Annotated in this window: 18 protein-coding genes and 1 pseudogene; 6 read left to right on the top strand and 13 right to left on the bottom strand. The window is 36.5% G+C overall.

The features are described from left to right. Nucleotides 1-89: 89 nt before the first annotated feature. A pseudogene (locus ACFX4L_RS10655) lies at nucleotides 90-303 on the top strand (IS1595 family transposase); the annotation flags it as partial. Between the two features lie 923 nt (nucleotides 304-1,226). On the opposite strand, the gene ACFX4L_RS10650 reads toward ACFX4L_RS10655, so the two are convergent. Then, entirely contained in the window at nucleotides 1,227-1,820 is a 594-nt protein-coding gene (locus tag ACFX4L_RS10650) for a branched-chain amino acid aminotransferase (RefSeq protein WP_377383242.1), read from the bottom strand. Nucleotides 1,821-1,991: 171 nt separating this feature from the next. Between ACFX4L_RS10650 and ACFX4L_RS10645 the strand changes: the two genes are divergently transcribed. Further along, the gene (locus ACFX4L_RS10645) at nucleotides 1,992-3,110 is read left to right on the top strand and encodes an NAD(P)/FAD-dependent oxidoreductase (RefSeq protein WP_377405067.1); all 1,119 of its coding nucleotides are present in this window, start codon (nucleotides 1,992-1,994) and stop codon (nucleotides 3,108-3,110) included. Nucleotides 3,111-3,386: 276 nt separating this feature from the next. On the opposite strand, the gene ACFX4L_RS10640 is transcribed toward ACFX4L_RS10645, so the two are convergent. Continuing rightward, on the bottom strand, nucleotides 3,387-4,130 hold the full coding sequence (locus tag ACFX4L_RS10640) for a uracil-DNA glycosylase family protein (RefSeq protein ID WP_377405064.1): 744 nt from the start codon (nucleotides 4,128-4,130) through the stop codon (nucleotides 3,387-3,389). Nucleotides 4,131-4,371: 241 nt separating this feature from the next. Continuing rightward, the gene (locus tag ACFX4L_RS10635) at nucleotides 4,372-4,644 is read right to left on the bottom strand and encodes a hypothetical protein (protein WP_377405061.1); all 273 of its coding nucleotides are present in this window, start codon (nucleotides 4,642-4,644) and stop codon (nucleotides 4,372-4,374) included. Between the two features lie 306 nt (nucleotides 4,645-4,950). Here ACFX4L_RS10635 and ACFX4L_RS10630 point away from each other — a divergent pair, with 306 nt between their 5' ends. Together ACFX4L_RS10630 and ACFX4L_RS10625 are read left to right on the top strand one after the other, a co-directional pair. Continuing rightward, nucleotides 4,951-5,259, top strand: coding sequence for a hypothetical protein (locus ACFX4L_RS10630; RefSeq protein WP_377405058.1), 309 nt, complete (start codon nucleotides 4,951-4,953; stop codon nucleotides 5,257-5,259). A gap of 20 nt (nucleotides 5,260-5,279) precedes the next feature. Then, the gene (locus tag ACFX4L_RS10625) at nucleotides 5,280-5,771 is read left to right on the top strand and encodes a hypothetical protein (RefSeq protein WP_377405055.1); all 492 of its coding nucleotides are present in this window, start codon (nucleotides 5,280-5,282) and stop codon (nucleotides 5,769-5,771) included. Between the two features lie 205 nt (nucleotides 5,772-5,976). On the opposite strand, the gene glaH is transcribed toward ACFX4L_RS10625, so the two are convergent. From glaH to fmdA, 6 genes are all read right to left on the bottom strand, one after another. Then, nucleotides 5,977-6,915: a glutarate dioxygenase GlaH gene (gene glaH / locus ACFX4L_RS10620; protein WP_377383252.1), complete on the bottom strand. Its 939-nt coding sequence runs from the start codon at nucleotides 6,913-6,915 to the stop codon at nucleotides 5,977-5,979. A 327-nt stretch (nucleotides 6,916-7,242) separates the two neighbouring features. Beyond that, the gene (locus tag ACFX4L_RS10615; RefSeq protein WP_377383254.1) at nucleotides 7,243-7,584 is read right to left on the bottom strand and encodes a DUF3870 domain-containing protein; all 342 of its coding nucleotides are present in this window, start codon (nucleotides 7,582-7,584) and stop codon (nucleotides 7,243-7,245) included. Nucleotides 7,585-7,613: 29 nt separating this feature from the next. Next, nucleotides 7,614-8,831 (bottom strand): L-2-hydroxyglutarate oxidase, encoded by a 1,218-nt coding sequence (lhgO, locus tag ACFX4L_RS10610; RefSeq protein WP_230302683.1) that lies wholly within the window; start codon nucleotides 8,829-8,831, stop codon nucleotides 7,614-7,616. Nucleotides 8,832-8,845: 14 nt separating this feature from the next. Further along, nucleotides 8,846-9,520: a GntR family transcriptional regulator gene (locus tag ACFX4L_RS10605; RefSeq protein ID WP_377405052.1), complete on the bottom strand. Its 675-nt coding sequence runs from the start codon at nucleotides 9,518-9,520 to the stop codon at nucleotides 8,846-8,848. Nucleotides 9,521-10,068: 548 nt separating this feature from the next. Continuing rightward, entirely contained in the window at nucleotides 10,069-10,341 is a 273-nt protein-coding gene (locus tag ACFX4L_RS10600; protein ID WP_061463260.1) for a zinc ribbon domain-containing protein, read from the bottom strand. Between the two features lie 28 nt (nucleotides 10,342-10,369). After that, entirely contained in the window at nucleotides 10,370-11,548 is a 1,179-nt protein-coding gene (gene fmdA, locus ACFX4L_RS10595; RefSeq protein WP_284470726.1) for a formamidase, read from the bottom strand. 1,069 nt (nucleotides 11,549-12,617) lie between these two features. On the opposite strand from fmdA, the gene ACFX4L_RS10590 reads away from it, so the two are divergent. Then, the gene (locus ACFX4L_RS10590) at nucleotides 12,618-13,370 is read left to right on the top strand and encodes an alpha/beta fold hydrolase (RefSeq protein WP_377405049.1); all 753 of its coding nucleotides are present in this window, start codon (nucleotides 12,618-12,620) and stop codon (nucleotides 13,368-13,370) included. Between the two features lie 7 nt (nucleotides 13,371-13,377). Further along, on the top strand, nucleotides 13,378-13,962 hold the full coding sequence (locus tag ACFX4L_RS10585) for a TetR/AcrR family transcriptional regulator (RefSeq protein ID WP_284470724.1): 585 nt from the start codon (nucleotides 13,378-13,380) through the stop codon (nucleotides 13,960-13,962). 354 nt (nucleotides 13,963-14,316) lie between these two features. Here the strand turns inward: ACFX4L_RS10585 and ACFX4L_RS10580 are convergent, their stop codons facing one another. The 4 genes from ACFX4L_RS10580 to ACFX4L_RS10565 all read right to left on the bottom strand — a co-directional run bounded on the left by ACFX4L_RS10580 (nucleotide 14,317) and on the right by ACFX4L_RS10565 (nucleotide 17,920). Further along, on the bottom strand, nucleotides 14,317-14,508 hold the full coding sequence (locus ACFX4L_RS10580; protein WP_377383296.1) for a DinB family protein: 192 nt from the start codon (nucleotides 14,506-14,508) through the stop codon (nucleotides 14,317-14,319). Between the two features lie 75 nt (nucleotides 14,509-14,583). Continuing rightward, nucleotides 14,584-15,156, bottom strand: a complete 573-nt coding sequence (locus ACFX4L_RS10575) for a site-specific integrase (protein ID WP_250211804.1) — start codon at nucleotides 15,154-15,156, stop codon at nucleotides 14,584-14,586. Between the two features lie 489 nt (nucleotides 15,157-15,645). After that, on the bottom strand, nucleotides 15,646-16,617 hold the full coding sequence (gene uvsE / locus ACFX4L_RS10570) for a UV DNA damage repair endonuclease UvsE (protein ID WP_377383262.1): 972 nt from the start codon (nucleotides 16,615-16,617) through the stop codon (nucleotides 15,646-15,648). A 199-nt stretch (nucleotides 16,618-16,816) separates the two neighbouring features. After that, nucleotides 16,817-17,920, bottom strand: a complete 1,104-nt coding sequence (locus ACFX4L_RS10565) for a trans-sulfuration enzyme family protein (RefSeq protein WP_377405046.1) — start codon at nucleotides 17,918-17,920, stop codon at nucleotides 16,817-16,819. Nucleotides 17,921-18,944: the final 1,024 nt, after the last annotated feature.

Raw genomic sequence — 18,944 nt, 5'->3', positions numbered from 1 at the left:
TTAGGTTAATTATAATCTTCGAAAATATTTTAATCATCATTCAATAACGAAAATTAGTATGACATATTTATATTTTTTTAGCTATTCTGCTAAAGGGCTGCTGGATAAATCGGTTCAATGGCGTGGCGACAAAATTCCTAGACCATTATTTGAGTTGGTTTCAATTCCATGATTGCATCAGGCATTGAAATGATATATGCGTCGGTAAGCAAAATGATTGTTGATAGCTGCCTGTTCTCAGCAGAAGCAACCTATGACAAACTTAAATTACTACAATTCTCCAAATGGTTGATAGAGGATTGATGCAACATTAATATTAGGGAGCTCAATATGAAAAAGATGATTTCGCTCGAATTCATCCAAATCTTTTATCTAGTGAAGGTCACAGGTATTGGCTACAAGCTGTTGGTAAAGAAATTACATTTGAATTACTAGATGACAGCACTTCTCTGTAAGCAAAAGTGTTTCATGCTTAAGATCAAATGGTGAAAACTCTGATTTTGGTTTGTTTGGTGAGGTAACCATTTTTAACTCTTCCTTGATAAGTTGCTCTATACTTTATGAATCCTCTGACTTACTTCGTCCATAATAAAAGCGACATCTAATAATCCTTCAATTATCTGTTTTCTCACCTTTTCGTCAGAATGTGCAGGCTTAAAGACAAGCTAAACATTAGGAAATTCAGCCTTGAACTCTTTATGAATTTGGTAGTAATCGATAGGTACACTGGCTCTCCTGTGCTCCTATTGTAAGTGTACCAGTTAGTTCTTCTTCTCCATTTGCCGCCATAATTGCTTTTGGACTTAGTCTGATCATCTTTTCAGCATATTGTTTAAACTGGTGACTGCCCATGATTCAGCAGTTTAACTATATCTTTAATTTTATTGGAATGGACTTTGAGGGATATATTATTCGAAAAGGAAACAAACATGAGGCCGTCCTTCGAGACAAAGAGGCTCTTTTCGCTGTTTCTCAAATTCATAATAAGTTGAGATTCTAACCGAAGCAAATGAACTCAAAACATAAATTGGCTGCGTTCCACATCGAGTGCAGACCCTGTTTTTTCCACTGTGAAATAAAGTGTTAAGTTATATCATTAAAATTAATTTGCTGAATTCTTTAAAGTTCACCTAATCTAAAGGGCCTTAAACCATGTCTAGAGGTATGGAAATAAAGCTCTAAACTTAAAAAAACCGCCATCAAATTGATGGCGGTACCTCGTTTTTTTACATATCTTCCTCGATCGTTTCAACAAGGATAAAAAGAAAATGATAGATTAAATTAAAAGTTTCTTCTAATGATAGGTCTTCTCGAAACCCATTTACATTATCCAAGGCAAAATTCACATCCCATAGACCATCGCCCTGGTTAAACATCAAGCTGAATGATCCAATGCCTTCTTGAAGTTCCTTTGTTAAATACGTTTTTAAAGATTCTCCCATTTTTTTCTGGAATTTCAATCCGAACATCGCGTTATAAGTACCGAAAACATCATCCATTTCCAATGAAAGTGCCTCAACACCGATTAATCCGAACCATTTGGATTCAAAGTAAAGGAATTCTTCTTTATTATTTTTCAAATACTCGATCGATTGTGTTAAAAATGCAGAGTTCTCTTCAGAAATCAATTCTTCACTCTCTTTATTACTGCGCTCGATATATGCATCTGTAAATCTGGATGTATTTTCTTTTTCCACTATAGTGATATCATCAGCGATTAATTTATGCTTTTCAACATAATCCCTTTCTTCTTTAAACAACTCAACTTTGTTTTCGATTATGGATTTTGATATGTATGATTCCATTTGTTTTTTTAACATGTTATGTCCTCCTAGTATCTTTTCAAGCTTTCGCAATTTCAATCATAGCATATTCACTGCAGATAAAATAACTTTGTGAAAGAAATTACAATATCGGTTGTGGTAATCGTTTCGTGTCTTCGATATAGTAATGGTAGGTGTTATACATACGAGAGAAATGGGATGTTAAATATGCAAAAAATCATTGTAGTTGGAGCGGGGATTTTAGGAGCTTCCACTGCCTATCAGCTGGCTAAAAACGGGGCTGAAGTGATCATTATCGACCGCCAAGATGAAGGACAGGCAACATCTGCAGCTGCAGGAATCGTATGCCCATGGATATCCCAAAGGCGCAATCAAGCTTGGTATCTCCTTGCTAAAAATGGAGCGGCTTTTTATCCCGGGTTAATTGAAGAACTTGAACGGGATGGGGAAACTGAGACTGGTTATGCCCAAGTTGGGGCCATAAGTTTACATACAGATAAAGAAAAACTGATTGCCATGAAGAACCGAGCAGCAAAACGGAAAGAAGATGCACCAGAGATCGGGACGATCACATTCCTTACTCCAGAGGAAACAAGTGCCTTATTCCCGCCACTTTCCAGTGAATATGCAGCAGTGCACGTGAGTGGTGCCGCTCGGGTCGATGGTCGTGCGCTACGTGATTCCTTATTGCGGGCATCACAAAAAAACGGTGCGAAACTAATGTACGGTGAGGCTATACTTAAATATAATGGTGCACAAGTGACAGGTGTAATGGTTGAAGATGAATTCATACCTGCAGATAAAACGATTGTTTGTGCTGGAGCATGGGCACCAGAATTACTGAAACCTTTGGGTGTGAATTTTCAAGTCAGCTTCCAAAAGGCCCAAATCATTCATCTGAAAATACCAAATGCAAATACGAATAACTGGCCTGTCGTCATGCCTCCAAGTGATCAATATCTTTTGGCTTTCGATAATAATAAAATCGTCGCTGGGGCGACTCATGAAAATACGGAAGTTTTCGATAACCGAATGACCGCAGGAGGATTACGGGAAGTTTTCAATAAAGCATTAAATACCGCTCCTGGCTTGACAGACAGTACTTTTGTTGAAGCGAGGGTGGGCTTTCGTCCATTCACACCTGGATTCCTTCCGGTTATTGGTCCTTTGCCAGATTGGGAAGGAATAATCGTTGCCAATGGTCTTGGAGCATCTGGTTTAACAATGGGCCCCTATATTGGCTCCCAATTGGCAAACCTCGCACTTGACAGAAAAATGGATATCGATTTAGAAAATTATGATGTAAGAGGTGCGATTTTAATATAAATTTTATGCCTACACTCAACTGACCCTGGAACTTGCCTAGGTCAGTTTTTTTAAAAACAGTTCCTTTCATTTGCAATAAAAATCGTTGTTACCGTATGGTTTTTCTCTAAAGGAAATTGTTGAAGCCACAAATAACCATCATCACCAATACATACATTTTTACCGAGTATTTACTGTAAAAGGTGGTAGTTACTTTAATTGTATTCAATACAGTTATATATCCATTGAACTTTTCTGTATCAAGATAGGACAGAGTGCATTACCTTTTTATCTCATTTATTTCGAAAAATAATGATGTAACATCATTTGCATTTGCTCTTTATTTTCTGCAAATTGCTTATGTCGATGACCATTTCCTCCAGATGGATGAGGAAACCCTAGAAGTATGTTGTTTGAATCTAAATAATCTTGACCCGCTAAATAGTTTAATACCTTGGAAACATTAACGCCTAAAGGAATAATGAGCGGGCGATCGATGGCACCTATTTCGGTAGCAAAGCCTTCCATTATATTTTTTTTAAGCAACTCGGTCTTTAATATGTTCGGAGTTGTTCCGTTGTAATTTTTCCCGTTATAAAAGACAGGATAGGTTAAAACAGAGGTGGTATGAACGATGTGACTAGCTTCTTTAAAAAGGTCCAGAGTGGACGATATGCCTAAGTATATGTGTAACCCAAGCTCATCTAACATTTGAATCAAATTTTTTCTCATCGATCCTTCAAAGCTGGAATTCTTTTTTACTTCGTGTAGGATCTCTTCATCGCTATGTATGTCCTCTAAGTTAATTACGGTAGAATACGATTTTTTCATTTGATGTAAACCAGGAGTGATTCCGACAATTACCACTTTGGCCAGTTCATTTACATATTCGAAAGGTGCGTAATAAATTTCGAGTTTTTTCTTTTCATCTCTTTCAAGCAAAAATTGCTCGCTTTGTATCATTTCATCTGTATAGGCAGCAGGTAAAGCATTAATTAAGTCCTCAAAGTGCGTAAAATTAGAAAAATTAGCGATCCCCATAAACTATCTCCTTTTTTCATGAATTTTAATTCATATTATATCTCTCTTTGTTTAACTAACATACCTAACAACACCCTTTAGCAGAGTATTTTTAAAAGCATATTTTTGATGATGTTCAATTATTGTTGTTTTTTCCTTTACGGATGATTTTTCTCAGATATCCATTTATAGGAAATACTTTCAACTGACAAATGCTACTTCTTACGTTCCTCTACAACCTTAATAGTCGTTATGGACCCTGTTAAAAGGATAAGATATGTAAAGTAAAAGAAATAATTAAAAATAGAGCAATAGAGATGCCCGCTTTAATCCAAATTATTTTATTGCTTATTCCAGCTTTTTTTTCTAAGTAATTTATGTAACCGGTAGTAAATAAAAAACCAGTATAGGCAATGATGTATCCTTCAAAATCATCCATTACAACTTGATACTTCAAAGCACCTACACCGATTAGAACTATACCAATAGTTCCAAAAAACATATTTAAATACAAATGATTTCTAAATTTATCCATTTTTTCTCCCCATAAAAATAGTTTAAAAGTTCATTAATTTAACCACCTTCCAATCTTGAACTACCTTTCCTAAAAATTCAAGTGAAACCATTGTGAGTTTAATAATGTTAATAACAGCCACCGTAAAAGAATTTTACGATAAAAGAGCAACTTGCTATGGTGGAAGTCATTTTTTATTTTAGAATTGTTCAATAATTTTTGTTGCTTTTTAGGAGAACTATACCATCTGATAGCAAATAATTGTAAAATTTTAGTGTGTGAGCTATCCTTAAATTATCTCAAGGCGCAAAATTAGAGGAGAAAAGTATGAGTTATCTTGGAAAGTACTTGAAAATGCCGCCAACCTTTGAAATGCTCCAGAATTTAGAGGAGGTTATTGAAAAAGAAGGATACTCATTAGGTGATTTAAGCCTTTGTTTACAAGTAGACTTCTCACCTTATGAAATGACTCCCTACGATGTCATTCCGTTTGCAAATATAGGTTGTGGCGGCATTCATTATGGCTTCCTAACCGATTTTGGAATGGTATCTAATTTGGAGAATGCGTTTATTGTATGTATCAGTCCAATGGATTTTGATACACCTATAAAAATTGTAGCAAGGAATATAAGGTAGTTTGTTAGCTTAGTTTGTACATGAAAGATGCCACTACAATTTCTAACATTAATTTAATTAAAGAAGAGGAACAGTATATTAGTTTGTTCAAAGAACTAAAAAAAGAAGTAGATGAGGAAAATGAAGAACAAGCAAACTATGTAGTAGAAAAGATAAGATCCACAATTGGATGCAAAATAATAGAGAATGTATATCATTATGTGGAAAAAGAAGTAATGACAGCAAGAGAGCAACAAACAATGTTATCGACTCTTGATGGTATTGGCATAGTATCTTTAGGCCGTATGAATAGGAAACATATCAAATACAAACTTGAAAAAGATATGGAGATTACCTTGGAAGACGTGAAATCTTTTTTTAATTCAGCAACAACGGAAAGCAAACTGGCTTTCATAAGAGATGCTCAATTTACTTACTTAATTTCAGACAAGATAGAGTTAAAAGAATGGATCATTAATGAAATGGTTAAATTAGGTTTGAATGATGAAGCAGGAAGATTAATGAAAATATAGAATAGATTAAACTTTGAGTTCAAGATGAATAACTAGAGAAACAATTGTTTAAGGTCCTCTTTTTTCACTTCAAATTAAAAACATTAATCTTTAATAGAACCTTGCAAAAAAAAGATAAATTGCTTTCCAATCAAAGAGTGGAAAAGAATTTATCTTTAAATGGTATTTGGGGATGGAGAAAAACATTTGGGTTTACAAAATGAAACTATTGATTAAATCTTCCGCGCTGACGTAGTAATTCACGGTTCAGGTTCGGATCTTTTTCAAATGCAGCGCGGCCGTGAAGCCAAAAAATATTGTTGACGACAACTAAATCTCCAACAGGCAGTTCCAGTTCAACTACACTTTCATCGTTTTCTAATGAATTTGAAAAATCCCGTAAGTATTTTGCTTGTTCAATTGATTCAGGATAAACAAATTGATCGATAAAACATACACCAGGCTTGTTATTATGATTGAAGAAAGTCAATCTTTCAATCTCCTGATCAATGTTCTTGCTTTTTGGAGCCTTATACGTGAATTTTTGACTTGATAATGGATGATTAACGTACATATCAAGCTCTTTCCAATCGTCTAGGTGCAATAAGCGAGATTCGCCACCGCTGGCATTTTGTTCGATCATCTTCATCATTAGTAACCAGTCCGTTGGTTCATCTACAAAAGTTCCGTCTGTATGAAGTGTAAATAAACGATAGGCTTGACGTAAATATGAATCGCTGCTATCCGTGTCTTGAACACTAAAACGTGCATAATATTTTCCTGACATCGCATCATGGTTAGGTGTTCCAAGCAAGTATGAAATGGCCGTTGCAAAAATGACATATTCATCTGTATTTTCAGTGACACCTTCCAAGCCGAGGGTGAACCCGCCGGAATCCCGATCATGAACGATGTTCCTAAGCACTTCACCAAAGTCTTCTCCTACTTGATCCAATAGATATGATGCAACGATGAGTCTTGCGTATGGTGTATATTCCAGATGTTGAACAGACTGAGAATCCTTCAATGCCGTTTCTAAAAATGCGGCAATTGCTTCTTTAGAAATTTCAATATGATACAATCGGCTGGTTTGAGGGTGGACTTTCACCTCATATTTTTCTGTTTTCCTTTCAAATTTAACTCTCTTTTTTTCTGCAATGCTCATGAATAATTCCTCCTGTTATTTGTTATATGGATGAAAAAATTAACAGGAAATATAAAAAGCCAGTCGCACATGATCCCCAAATAAAATAGGAGTCCAACTGTACAACTGGCTTATATTCACTTCACTGCTCTATGCAAATAGAGTCACAGCGAATATGCAGTTATGTATGATTTATTTTTCCTGTTTCCAATCATTAAGATCTTTACACGATTCTGAAATGGTATTTTCCAAAAGGTGTTAATGTCATAATATTGGCTTAATTCCATTTAAACGTTTTTCAGTAAAATTGTCAATGGTTTTTACAAATTATTCTGATAAATTATATTACTAACTTGGTAGTTTCGTTTTTTCTCCTGCTTTAATTTGCTGAAAATGGAGATCCAGGTCCTTTAAGGCAGCAATCAATGCATTAGCCGCTTTCCCCCGATAATAAGTTTGAATCGATTCTATCGCGTCATTAACACCATCATTTAGACTGGTCCCTTTTAACAAACGCCCAATGAATTCCCGGCCATGCTCTGTTGCCAATGTACAAGAGGCTTCCAGGACAACCCCATATTTAGCATCGATTTCTGCAGTGATGGTCAATGTTTCAAAGACACTTTTCGCTGCCATTCCTTGAGGTAAACGTGCATGACCTGCAATGAAAATTGTTTTACCATTGAACATGAGGCTTCTTCCTCTCTCTTTAACGAATTTTATTTTGTCAATACAGCTTCCAATAAGTGTGATTGTTCCGGAATCCGGTTAACAACCTCTTTTCCAATTTCAATTGAGGCTGTTGCAGCAGGTGACGGTGCATTACATACATGAATGGTCCGTTTCCCCATTATAATATGAAAATCATCCACCATATTACCATCATCCTGTAACGCCTGGGCCCGCACTCCAGAAGGTGCAGGGATTAAATCATCTTCTTGAATTTCCGGAATTAATTCCTGCAGGCTTTTCGTAAATTGCTTTTTACTAAAAGAGCGGACATACTCATCCATCCCTTCCTTCATGAATTTACTAGCCAGCTTCCAAAAACCTTTATAGCTTAAAACTTCAGTTAAATCTTTCGCATTGAAGTCGGTTTTTTTATAACCTTCCCGCTTGAAACTTAGTACAGCATTTGGTCCAGCATCTACTTCCCCGCTAATCATCCGTGTGAAATGAACCCCTAAAAATGGGAATTTCGGGTTAGGTACCGGATAAATTAAATGGTTGACAAGGAAGCGCTTTTCGGGCTTCAGTTTAAAATACTCACCGCGAAACGGGACAATTTTCATATCAGTTTTATACCCCGCAGCAGCTGCGATACGGTCACTGTGCAACCCTGCGCAATTAATGACTATCCTTGACTTAATGGTACCATTGTTCGTTTCGATGATGACATCATCAAAATTCTCGTCAATCTTCTCCACCTTTGTATTCAGCTTGATTTCACCGCCGTTGCCCCGAATGATATCCGCCATCTTTTCACTTACCTGACGATAATTGACGATGCCTGCTTGCGGGACGCGTATCGCACCAAGTCCATTGACATGTGGTTCGATTTCCTTTAACTCGTCCACACCGATTCGTTGTATAGCTAGCTCATTTTGCAAACCGCGTGAATATAAATCATCCAAAAGGGGCAACTCTTCTGGCTTTGTTGCAACAATGACCTTTCCGCAAATATCATGTTCAATTCCATGCATCCGGCAGAATTCCGTCATTGATTTGCTTCCTTGACGGGCAAACCGTGCCTTGAAACTGCCTGGTTTATAATAAATTCCTGAATGGATGACGCCGCTGTTATGCCCCGTTTGATGATCTGCAACAACGGCCTCTTTTTCAATGACTACCACTTTAGCATTAGGAAAACGCTGATAAAGTGCCATTCCCGTCGATAAACCTACTATTCCCCCACCAACAATTGCAAAATCATACACAATTAACACTCCTTTTATTGATGATTTTTAGTATTCAGCAACGCCATATACGTAATTAAATTATTCTTAGTTCGTAAAATGTGAAACTCTACTGCTGCCCTTAGTTCTGCAGGATCCCCTCTTAGTGCCGCTTCATATATCATCCGGTGTTCCCTTTGCGTTTCTGGATAATAATCAATCAGCAAATTCGGCGCAATGGGTGAGATACCGAGTGTCTCTACCATTTTTTGAACCCTTGGCCATGGACACCCTTTGCGAAGGGTTTCATGGAAAGCCGCATTTAAAAGGATATAATGCTCATTGGTTTCATCAGATAACTGAATTCCTTCCATTTCAATCAAAATACCTTTTAATTTTTCCTTATCCTCCTTTGTTAAATAAGGAAGCGATTTTTCCACGGCAAGCCCTTCAAGCAGGGACCTGGTATGATAAATTTCTTCAATATCATCCCGGGTAATAGGTGTGACGACTGCTCCTTTATGAGGAACCATTTCCACCAAGCCTTCCATTTGAAGCTGTGTAAGGGCTTCACGAATGGGCATTCTGCTAACTTCCAGGCGATCTGCCCACTCCTCTTGGATGAGTCGCTCCCCCTTTTTCAACGTCCCATTCAAAATCGCATTCCTAAGGCTTTTGGTTACATTTTTAACGATGGTTGATTTATCTCGATCGGAATTAACATTATCCAATTAAGCGTCCACCTTTCAATATTGGATACAATTTTAACTATATCAACTATATAAAGCGATTACAACACTAAAAAATTAAATATATTGTATCCAATAAAAAAAACTCTGGATACAATATATTAAGTAAACATCTAATTCACATCTGATTATAATTTGTGTCACCTGTTTATATTTAACTATTTAAACAAGATGCCAAACTGGATATCAGAGCATCCCTCACCCTCTTTAATTATGTTCGTGATTTTAAAGGATTATTTAATTGGTTACGTTTCAGAAGGATTAGTTTCTTGTTCCTCTATTAAAGAAATTCAACCAGAAGTACTGGAACAGCTTGAATTAGTAGATGCTAGTAACTATTTTAAGTAATGACCACCGAAGCAGAATTAAGTAAGCATGAATCGTATTTTCATCGCAATGTGATACAAAAAATCGCGGTAAAATCTTAGATGTTACCTTTTATCCCTTTAAATAAAAACCAAAAGCACAAAAAGGAATTTGATCTTCCTTTTTTTGCTTTTTTAAGTGTTTATAGGAGAAATCGTCTTTGCTTACTGCCCAACTTGCCATGGACGACTGACTTGTGGTTTCCTTTTACTTTGTTTTGGCCCTAATTCTTCTTTTGTCATTCTACGAGGCTCCATCCCCCGTTCAATACGGGTGCGTATTTCCTTCGAATTAGAAAATAAATTGGGTGGTTGGTAGACACGGGAAGCCCCTTGATGGCAGCCCGGACATTGCGCTGTTCCTTTATTGCCTGCCATTGACTTAAAGAATAGTGTGAACTCACCGCATTGACTGCAGTTAAAGGTGTAACTAGGCAAGGAAATTCCCCCTTCATCCATCTATTTATTACTTTGGATTAATATCTTTATCAAATATTTGGGTCGGAATGGCCACGGTACAACACGCATTAGGGATGTCGACGATACCATTTATCCGGCCTTCAATAGGCGCTGTACCTAATATCATATATGCCTGCTCTCCTGTATAACCGAGTGTTTTCAAATATTCGATTGCATTCAGGCAAGCTCGGCGGTATGCAATATGTGCATCCAAATAATGTTGCTTTCCTGTAAACTCATCTACCGAAATGCCTTCAAACACTAAATAATCGGAATAATTTGGTTCAACCGGACCAGGTTTGAAGACAGGATTGTCTTTAATTTTATATTTCTCCATACCTCCCTTAATCACGTCGACACGAAGATCAATCCATCCCGCCATTTCAATCCCGCCGCAGAATGTAATTTCGCCATCTCCTTGTGAAAAATGGAGGTCACCTACCGAAAGTTTTGCTCCGTCCACAAATACTGGGAAGAAAATTCTTGAACCTTTTGATAAATTTTTAATGTCACAGTTTCCTCCATTTTCCCTTGGAGGCACGGTTCTGGCTCCCTCTTTGACCACCCGATCAAATTCTGCTCCTTTTAACGTGCCTAGCACTGCATGCTCTGCTTGAGGAGAAGTTGCTAGTTCAGGTACACGGTCGGGATCTGTCATCTTCAATTCATTTTCTCGTTTATTCCACTCTTGCAGAAGCTCCATTGAAGGCGCCACACCAATTAACCCAGGGTGGATAAGTCCGGCAAACTTAACACCTGGCACATGCCTTGAAGTCGTATAAATTCCTTCAAAGTCCCAGATAGATTTCGCTGCTTCCGGATAATGTTCTGTTAAAAAACTTCCTCCATTTTCTTTGGCGAAAATTCCATTAAAACCCCATTCAGACTCAGCAAACGCACCGATATCCAAAATATCAACAACTAATAAATCACCCGGTTCCACTCCATTTACATAAACCGGTCCGCTTAATACATGAACTCGCGGCAAAATAACATCCCTAATGTCACGAGGATCGTCATTGTTGCTAATTTGTCCATCCGTCCAATCTTTACACTCCATACGAAACGATTGGCCCAGCTCTACTGAAAAAGCAGCGGGAATATCCGGATGCCAACGATTATGCCCCGGGTGTGCTTGTTGCTCCATCGGTTTACTAAGATCCAGTTTAAACAAAGTTTTAGGCATGTTACTCCTCCTTCAATCTATTAATCTATGAGGTTAAACTATGTATGCGTTTTCATAATAGTATTTTTAACAAATATAGTCAAATTATTAATATTATAACAGTTGGGTTTAATGAACTTAATCTTGATGAAGTGAGTAAAGTAATATTAAGAATGTTTTTAAAATTTAGTTGAATTAATCGTTTTTACTTAGCTTTTAAAGGTGCACGCTCCATTTTGTTCTTTGTTATTAATTCATATGAGATTAGAACAACCTATTGATTCAATAGATAAATAGGTTTATTTTAAAATCCCCCTATTTATTCCCGTTGAGCAAAGGTAAATTTTTTAACTAATAACTTGAAAAATCCTGAATAATATTATAAAAAAGGCATTCCTCAACAGAATGCCTTTTTATAATATTGAATTTCCCCTGAGATTCTTCCTCTAAAATAAGGATTTTACACGAAATTTAGTTTTAAAAGACAGAGCATCCTCTCCTTCTTATACTTTGATAAATATTATTCAACATTGGCGTTGATTGCCAGAGTTCATTAAAAAAAGAAAAACCTTTCTTTAGTTGAAGATTGTCTACAGTCTGGAACCCTATAATTATAGGTTTTTTTATGAATAGTAGAATAAATCAGGAATAGTAGTTACCATAATTATATTATGGTAACTACTTAATGAGGCCTGTTTATTCATTTCTGAGATCAGCTAATTCATTAGTTGTTCAACAAGACTTAATGACATGGTTCTTGCTCTGGACCGCAAAGTAAATATGGAGACTAATAAAATACTCCTTATTCGTTTATTTCTTTCAGTTTTCATCGATTTATTGCCTTATATAGAGAACCTTGAGATATTCCGGTTGCTGAGACTATCACTTTAACAGAATGTTCTATACTGTCGATTCAGTAATCAATCGTTACAAAAATACTGATTTTTGATAATGGTTTATAATAACATGGCAGTTATGTTATTTTAGAGAACGGGCGATTTTGCGAAATTAAATTGCGTTTTCTATTGACTAAATGTTCATTCAATAATAAAATAATACTGAAAATTCAGTAAAAATCGGAGGGGTTGTATTGGATTTATATTTCGAGATTACTGGTAATGGTCTTCCGGTTGTTCTTATTCATAGTGGTGGTGCTGATTTGAGGCAATGGACATTTTTGGCATCTCTTTTATCTAAGGATTACAAAGTGATTGCTTTTGATGGTCGTGGTGCCGGTAAATCACCATCCCCAATAAAACATGCAAACTATGTTGAAGATGTATTGGCTCTAATGGATTACCTGGAACTTGATCAGGCAACGATTATAGGCCATTCCATGGGCGGACAGATTGCAACTGATTTCGCTCTTAATTACCCTGAAAGAGTATCGAAACTTGTATTAATCGCTCCTTCTTTAACAGGTTTTCCCTATTCAAAGGAGTTTGAACAATATCATGCCAAGATATTAGAAAGTGCCCCCAATATAGATAAGATGTTGGAGCTTGCCCTTCATTCACCAACTTACCAGGTTGTTATCGATAGTCCGCACAAAGATCTCACTGTTCAAATGCTCAGGCATCATTTCGGGCGCATGCTTAAGTGGCCCGCTGATTTCTGTATGAAATGGCCTCAGCCGCCAGCAATGGAACAATTAGAAGAATTGAACCCCGAAACTTTATTTTTTATTGGCAAAAAAGACTTGGCAGACAATTTTCGAGTTGCCGATTGTTTCCGTAAGGTTCCAAACATCCGTTTCATCGAACTAGAGGATGCCGATCATATGCTGCCCCTCACCCATTCTGAAGTTTTATATCAAGAATTCACTGCCTTTATGGAGGATTGAAGTTAAAATGCCACGTACACCCGAAGAGAATGACCGTATTCGCCAAGCATCCAAAGAAAAAATTCGTACTGCAGCCATGGAGTTATTTATGAAACAAGGATATTACGCTACTTCTATAAGCGATATAGCCAAGAAGGCGGGTATTTCTAAAGGGTTACTCTATAACTATTACAAAGGAAAAGAAGAACTGCTTTCTGAAATGGTCGAGGCCAGAATCAAGGAAGTGGTTGAAGTCATGGAAGAAGCGTTCACCTTAAATACACCTCTTGAACAGCTTGAACATATAGTCCATGGTGCCATTGATAATATCCAGAAAAAACCGGAAGTCCACCGGTTCTATCTGCACTTGCAAACACAGCCAGAGGCTGATGAAGAGTTGATTAAATACAATCATCTCCTTATCGAGGAAAACACTAGACAGTTTGAGTTGCAATGCAAAATATTTGAAATAATGGGAGAAAAGGAGCCGAGGAAACGATCGTTATATTTTTCATCTGTGCTCCAAGGTATTATGTTGATGATATCTACCTATCCACAGAAGTTTCCGATAGAAGAAATAAAGAAGCAGATTATAAGGGAGTTTTGTAACTAGTCTATCGTTTAAAAGCCGCTTACCTTGAATAAAGTTTAAACAAGGATCCTTCAACAACTGGGCGCTTTTCTGGAGTGAAAAATTGCGCTCTTTTCACAGCTAAGTGTTCATTACAAATAACCAGCTAATATCTTGACCCGATATTGGCTGGTTATTCTCCGATCAAAATGATAAAAACTATGACACTTTCGCTCACCCCAAGTATCAGTTACAATTTTCCCATTTGTTACTGTGTCATAAAATAATTTATTTTCCAAGTTCTTATTCCAATTGTATACAAAGCCCTTCACTTCCGTACGAAAAACAGCGTCCAATTTCATTACTTGATCCAAACTCTTGTAATTTTCAAAACTCTCAGTGAGGTTTTTTCCCTTGTAAAAGGCGTATCCAACTCCTTTCTACATCAACTAAATGGAAAAGTGTTTGGATTATGTCCCCCACTCCGCTAGTTGTGGAACGGAGAAGCTCTTCCTCTTTCATCTCTCCGATTAACGACCAGTCTTCTTTAACCATCCAGTTATATCGAAATAATGTTTGCGCTGGAATACCTCCCTATTATAGGAATGTGGTAACCAATAACAAACTGAGTAATACTTGTCGGCTATAAATCGGCCCGGTCAGTTAATAATAGAAATCCATTAATGTTTCGTCCATTAAATCTTGTGTAAGACCTATGTAAATCATCGTATCTTTTGGATTGGAGTGATTTAGGATTTGCTGCAGTAATGCGATATCCTTGAATTTTTGGTAATGCAAATAACCGAAAGTTTTTCTTAAGGTATGTGTACCTACATCCGGAATGTCTGCCATTTCAGCTGCTTTGTTCAAGACCCGGTAGGCTTGTACCCTAGTGATCGGTCCATTCCCTTTTCGACTTGGAAATAAATATTGTTCATTATTCAGGTTCATTTTCCGGACATACTTCTTTACTTCCTTACGAAGTTGAGGATTGACGATGAACCGTTTAATTTTATCTGTCTTTTGCTCCACAATGACTATATGCGTGCCTTCTAGGATATCTTTCACTCGCAATTGTAAAAGATCCCCTATACGCAAACCGATATTTATCCCAATTGAAAACATCATATAATCCCTGTAGCTGCAATATTTTAATAGTGACTTTTTCATCTTTTCTATGTGATCGAGCCGGCGTATCGGCTGGACATTCTTGATTCTTTGAGAGGTCGCTTGCATGAATGTCTCATTCCCCTTTCCCCTTCTTTCATTGTACGTGAACAGGCGAAAAAAAGGCAAGTTTTTTTAATTTCAATACCCTTATAAACCTTGATTTAACGCGATTTCGAATGTATCAATAGAGGTCCTTTGTTACATTCGGAATATTCTTGCGAAATTACCCAATAAGCCCTTAAAATCTACCAACGTCCTTTAAACGTCTGTATAGATCCATATAGCGTTTTTAAGACAGTTTTGATTAATGACTCTATGGATTTAAAACAACGGCTTTAAAAACTAAATATGAAGCTCGTTTTTTTGTCTTTTTTAATATTTTTGTAAGTTAATGTATACTTTTGAATATTTCTATCATTTAATCATATTGTTCATTTTTATAAAATCAATTCGATTGACCATAACTATGTTATGTAAACAATATCTTCAATTATTATTTATTACATTTGATAAAGAGAATCTTATGCACCCTCTTTATCAAATCACCTCAATTTATTAATGAATATAAAAACTGGCTCCATCAATGATCTCTATATCTTTGTAAACTTGCAGCTGATCCATCAACTGGAAAAGTGCTCCATCCTTTTGTTTTGCTTCAATCATACAATCCAATTGTGGTAAACTCCCCTTAATTTGTTGCAAAAAATCCATGAAGATTCCTGTATCCACAAAGTCAGCATGTGCTCGAAATTCTTTATCGGACCTTGGACTTGAAATATGCATTTTAGGAGGTAGTTTGGAATTACTCCAGGTATTTAATATTCGGTCCCAATGATCTTTCCAATTTTCACTTGGTAACCGATGTGCGAGGTAATGGTGATAATCAAAAACTATAGGAATCCCCAATTTCTCACATAAGTAAAGTGTTTCCGTCAAAGTAAAGGTAGTATCATCATTCTCGAGAATGACCATTCTTTGAATCGATTCAGGAATCAACCCCCAATTATGAATAAACTGCTCCAAAGCCTGTACATGTTCGCCATAACCGCCGCCAACATGCAGAACACAGCGATGCTCAGGGTTAATCCCCATTTTCTCCAATAAAGTATAATGCATCCTTAATGTTCTTAATGATGTCTTCATTATATCTATATTTGAACTATTCAAGATGACGTAATGATCTGGGTGAAAATCTATCCTTATTTTTGGATGATTTGTAATAAATGATTTTAATTTGGCAAGTTCCTCCAAAAGAGGATCTATGTAGTCCCACTCTGGGATTTCTGGATGATTGGCTAAAGGTATGAGTTTAGAAGAAAGTCTAAAGAATTGAATATTATTAGCTTCGTTATGAATCAGTAAACGCCAACAATTGTGAAGATTGGAAATCGAAATGCGTTCAAGTTTCCTTATCGCCGCATCTTTGTCCTTAATTTTCGAAAACTGAGTAAAAGTCATCGTTTGCGATGGTGAACAGTTTGGCACATGAGTACTCATGGCTACATAACCTAGTCGGATTAATGTCAAGTGGATATCTCCTTTACATTTTTTTGTTTATTGGAAGTATCCCATTAAATCATTAATAAATCCATATGGGAAAAAATCCATCCCTAACAGCAATTATAAAAAATAGATCGCATAAACAAATGCCAGTTATTACTTAAGTAATTCCCCATTCTAGTGTCAAAAGGATGATACATTTCAGGTTATCCTGCAAACAGAGATCTCATAAATCTAGTGCTTGTTCAAGATCTGCGACTAATTTTTCTGCTGGTTCCATTCCTACAGAGAGACGAATTAACCCAGGGCTTACATGTTCCTTGATTAGATTGTCAGCATTGTTACCTAAGTTTGGAGACATAATAAGACTCTCGAAAGAACCCCAGGACACGCCAATTTTAAAGATCCTTACTTTGTTTATCACTTCCTTTACTGCTTCATAATTTGCACTTTTAAGTTCGAAAGTCAATAAACCCGAGAAGCCAGTTAGCTGTTGATTATTTATTTCTGTATTACGCGGTGAGTGAAGTCCAGGGTAATTTACCCTTGATACAGCTGGATGGGAAGAAAGGAAACCTGCGATTTGCTTAGCGTTTTCTTGATGTACTTTCATACGTAATGGCAATGTTTGATATCCCCGCAACAATAGTGAGGCTTCGCGCGGCCCCATCGTTCCACCAAACAATAAATACTCCTTATTAAAAAGATCCTTCATTACTTCACCACTAGTAATTAATGCACCGCCTAACAAGTCACTATGTCCTCCTAAGTATTTAGATGCGGAATGAACTACAATATCAATCCCATAAGTTAAAGGCTTTTGAAAGAGGGGGGTGGCCCATGTATTATCAATGATCGTACGAACACCACCAGACCTTGCCATATCACCAATAACCTTAAGATCGACAAGTTTGAGATTCAAATCTGTCGGATTTTCCAGGTATATTAATTTTGTATTTGGCATGATAGCTCTCTCGATATCTTTCTTCACAGTCGAGTAAACAACTGAATGGTTAATCCCAAACTTCTGCAAATAAGTTAACAGATCCATTGTGGATTTATATATATTACTTATACATAACACATGGTCTCCGGCTTTTACACTGTTGAAAATTGCTGCAGTAATCGCAGCCATTCCTGAAGCAAAACATTTACATTGCTCCCACTGCTCCAATGCGGCTAATTTTTTTTCGGCGATTTCAACAGTTGGGTTAGTCCCTCGTGTATATACATAATGATTTTGTTGATCATTTTCTGCTTTGACAAACTCTTCATGTGTGGGGTAGACAAATAAAGAATTCCCGAATATTGGAGGAATGATCGCTCCCACCAAACAGATCGGACCCCGTATCAAAGTGCATACAAATTTCTTGATCACTAAAGAAGTTCTCAGGATTCTGCATGGTTTCCTCCTTCTATTTACCTTTTTATGAGTAGTTTTAAAAGTGATTACCCTTTTAGGATCAAATCAAGCCCCCTGCTTTATCCAATTCTTTGGTTTCAATAATATAAGAAGTTAATTGTATAGTGGTAATCCGGTTCACTTTAATGGATATTTGTATTTCGCGGTCCATATTAACGGGTATAGGAATGTAGGTAGGTGTGGGCTGCAAATGAACATCTTTTGGCGGTAATGGTTTTACACTTTCAATAAGAATAAAACAAATCTCTCCTGTCTACTCCATATCCGTATATCCATTAACTCTCATCTGGGCTATTAAAGTATGTCCCTATTCTATAAAATTTATCCGTACTTAATTTTATAAAACAGGTTCATGATTCACAACCACTCTATTTTTTCATACACTCTTCCACTCGTTCTGAATGTGTTACTTGCACAATAAAAGAACATTTCCTTTCCCCTTTAAAAACTTGACCCTTAAGCCGTTTCTCTGCTCTTTCTTACTACTATCACAAATACTATCTTTAAAATAGAAAATGCTCTGGTGACACAACCCCAGAGCATTTTTTACTATTATAGATACATATTAACATTTTCTGTTAATGGCTTTTTACACAAACGTTCGTAAAGTGTTTTCTACCTTTTATAATGCATTATAATAATCAATAGAATAATATAGATCTGTTCCTTCATCATTATGATGACTTGCATTTAAGTATGGATTAGATGATGCATTATACTTGTTAGAGAAATCCCCAGAATCTTATTGATAGTTCACAAAACAACTCCGTTTTTATCTATTAGGGTTAGGGGTCCTGCCTTACCCTTTATCACTTTTTTATTTTCTTCGTTTTTTCATAAGTCTTTGATTTTCTTGGATTTGGGTCAATATTTTGGACACTAAAAAGTTAAATCTTAAGCTGTATTCCTAATTCGATCTTCAATGGCTTGT

It is taken from the genome of Peribacillus sp. YIM B13482 (assembly GCF_042787975.1).
Classification (GTDB): Bacteria; Bacillota; Bacilli; order Bacillales; family DSM-1321; genus Peribacillus; species Peribacillus simplex_A.
The sequence above is the reverse complement of the archived record's forward strand: the minus strand, read 5'-3'. Positions and strand labels throughout refer to the sequence as shown.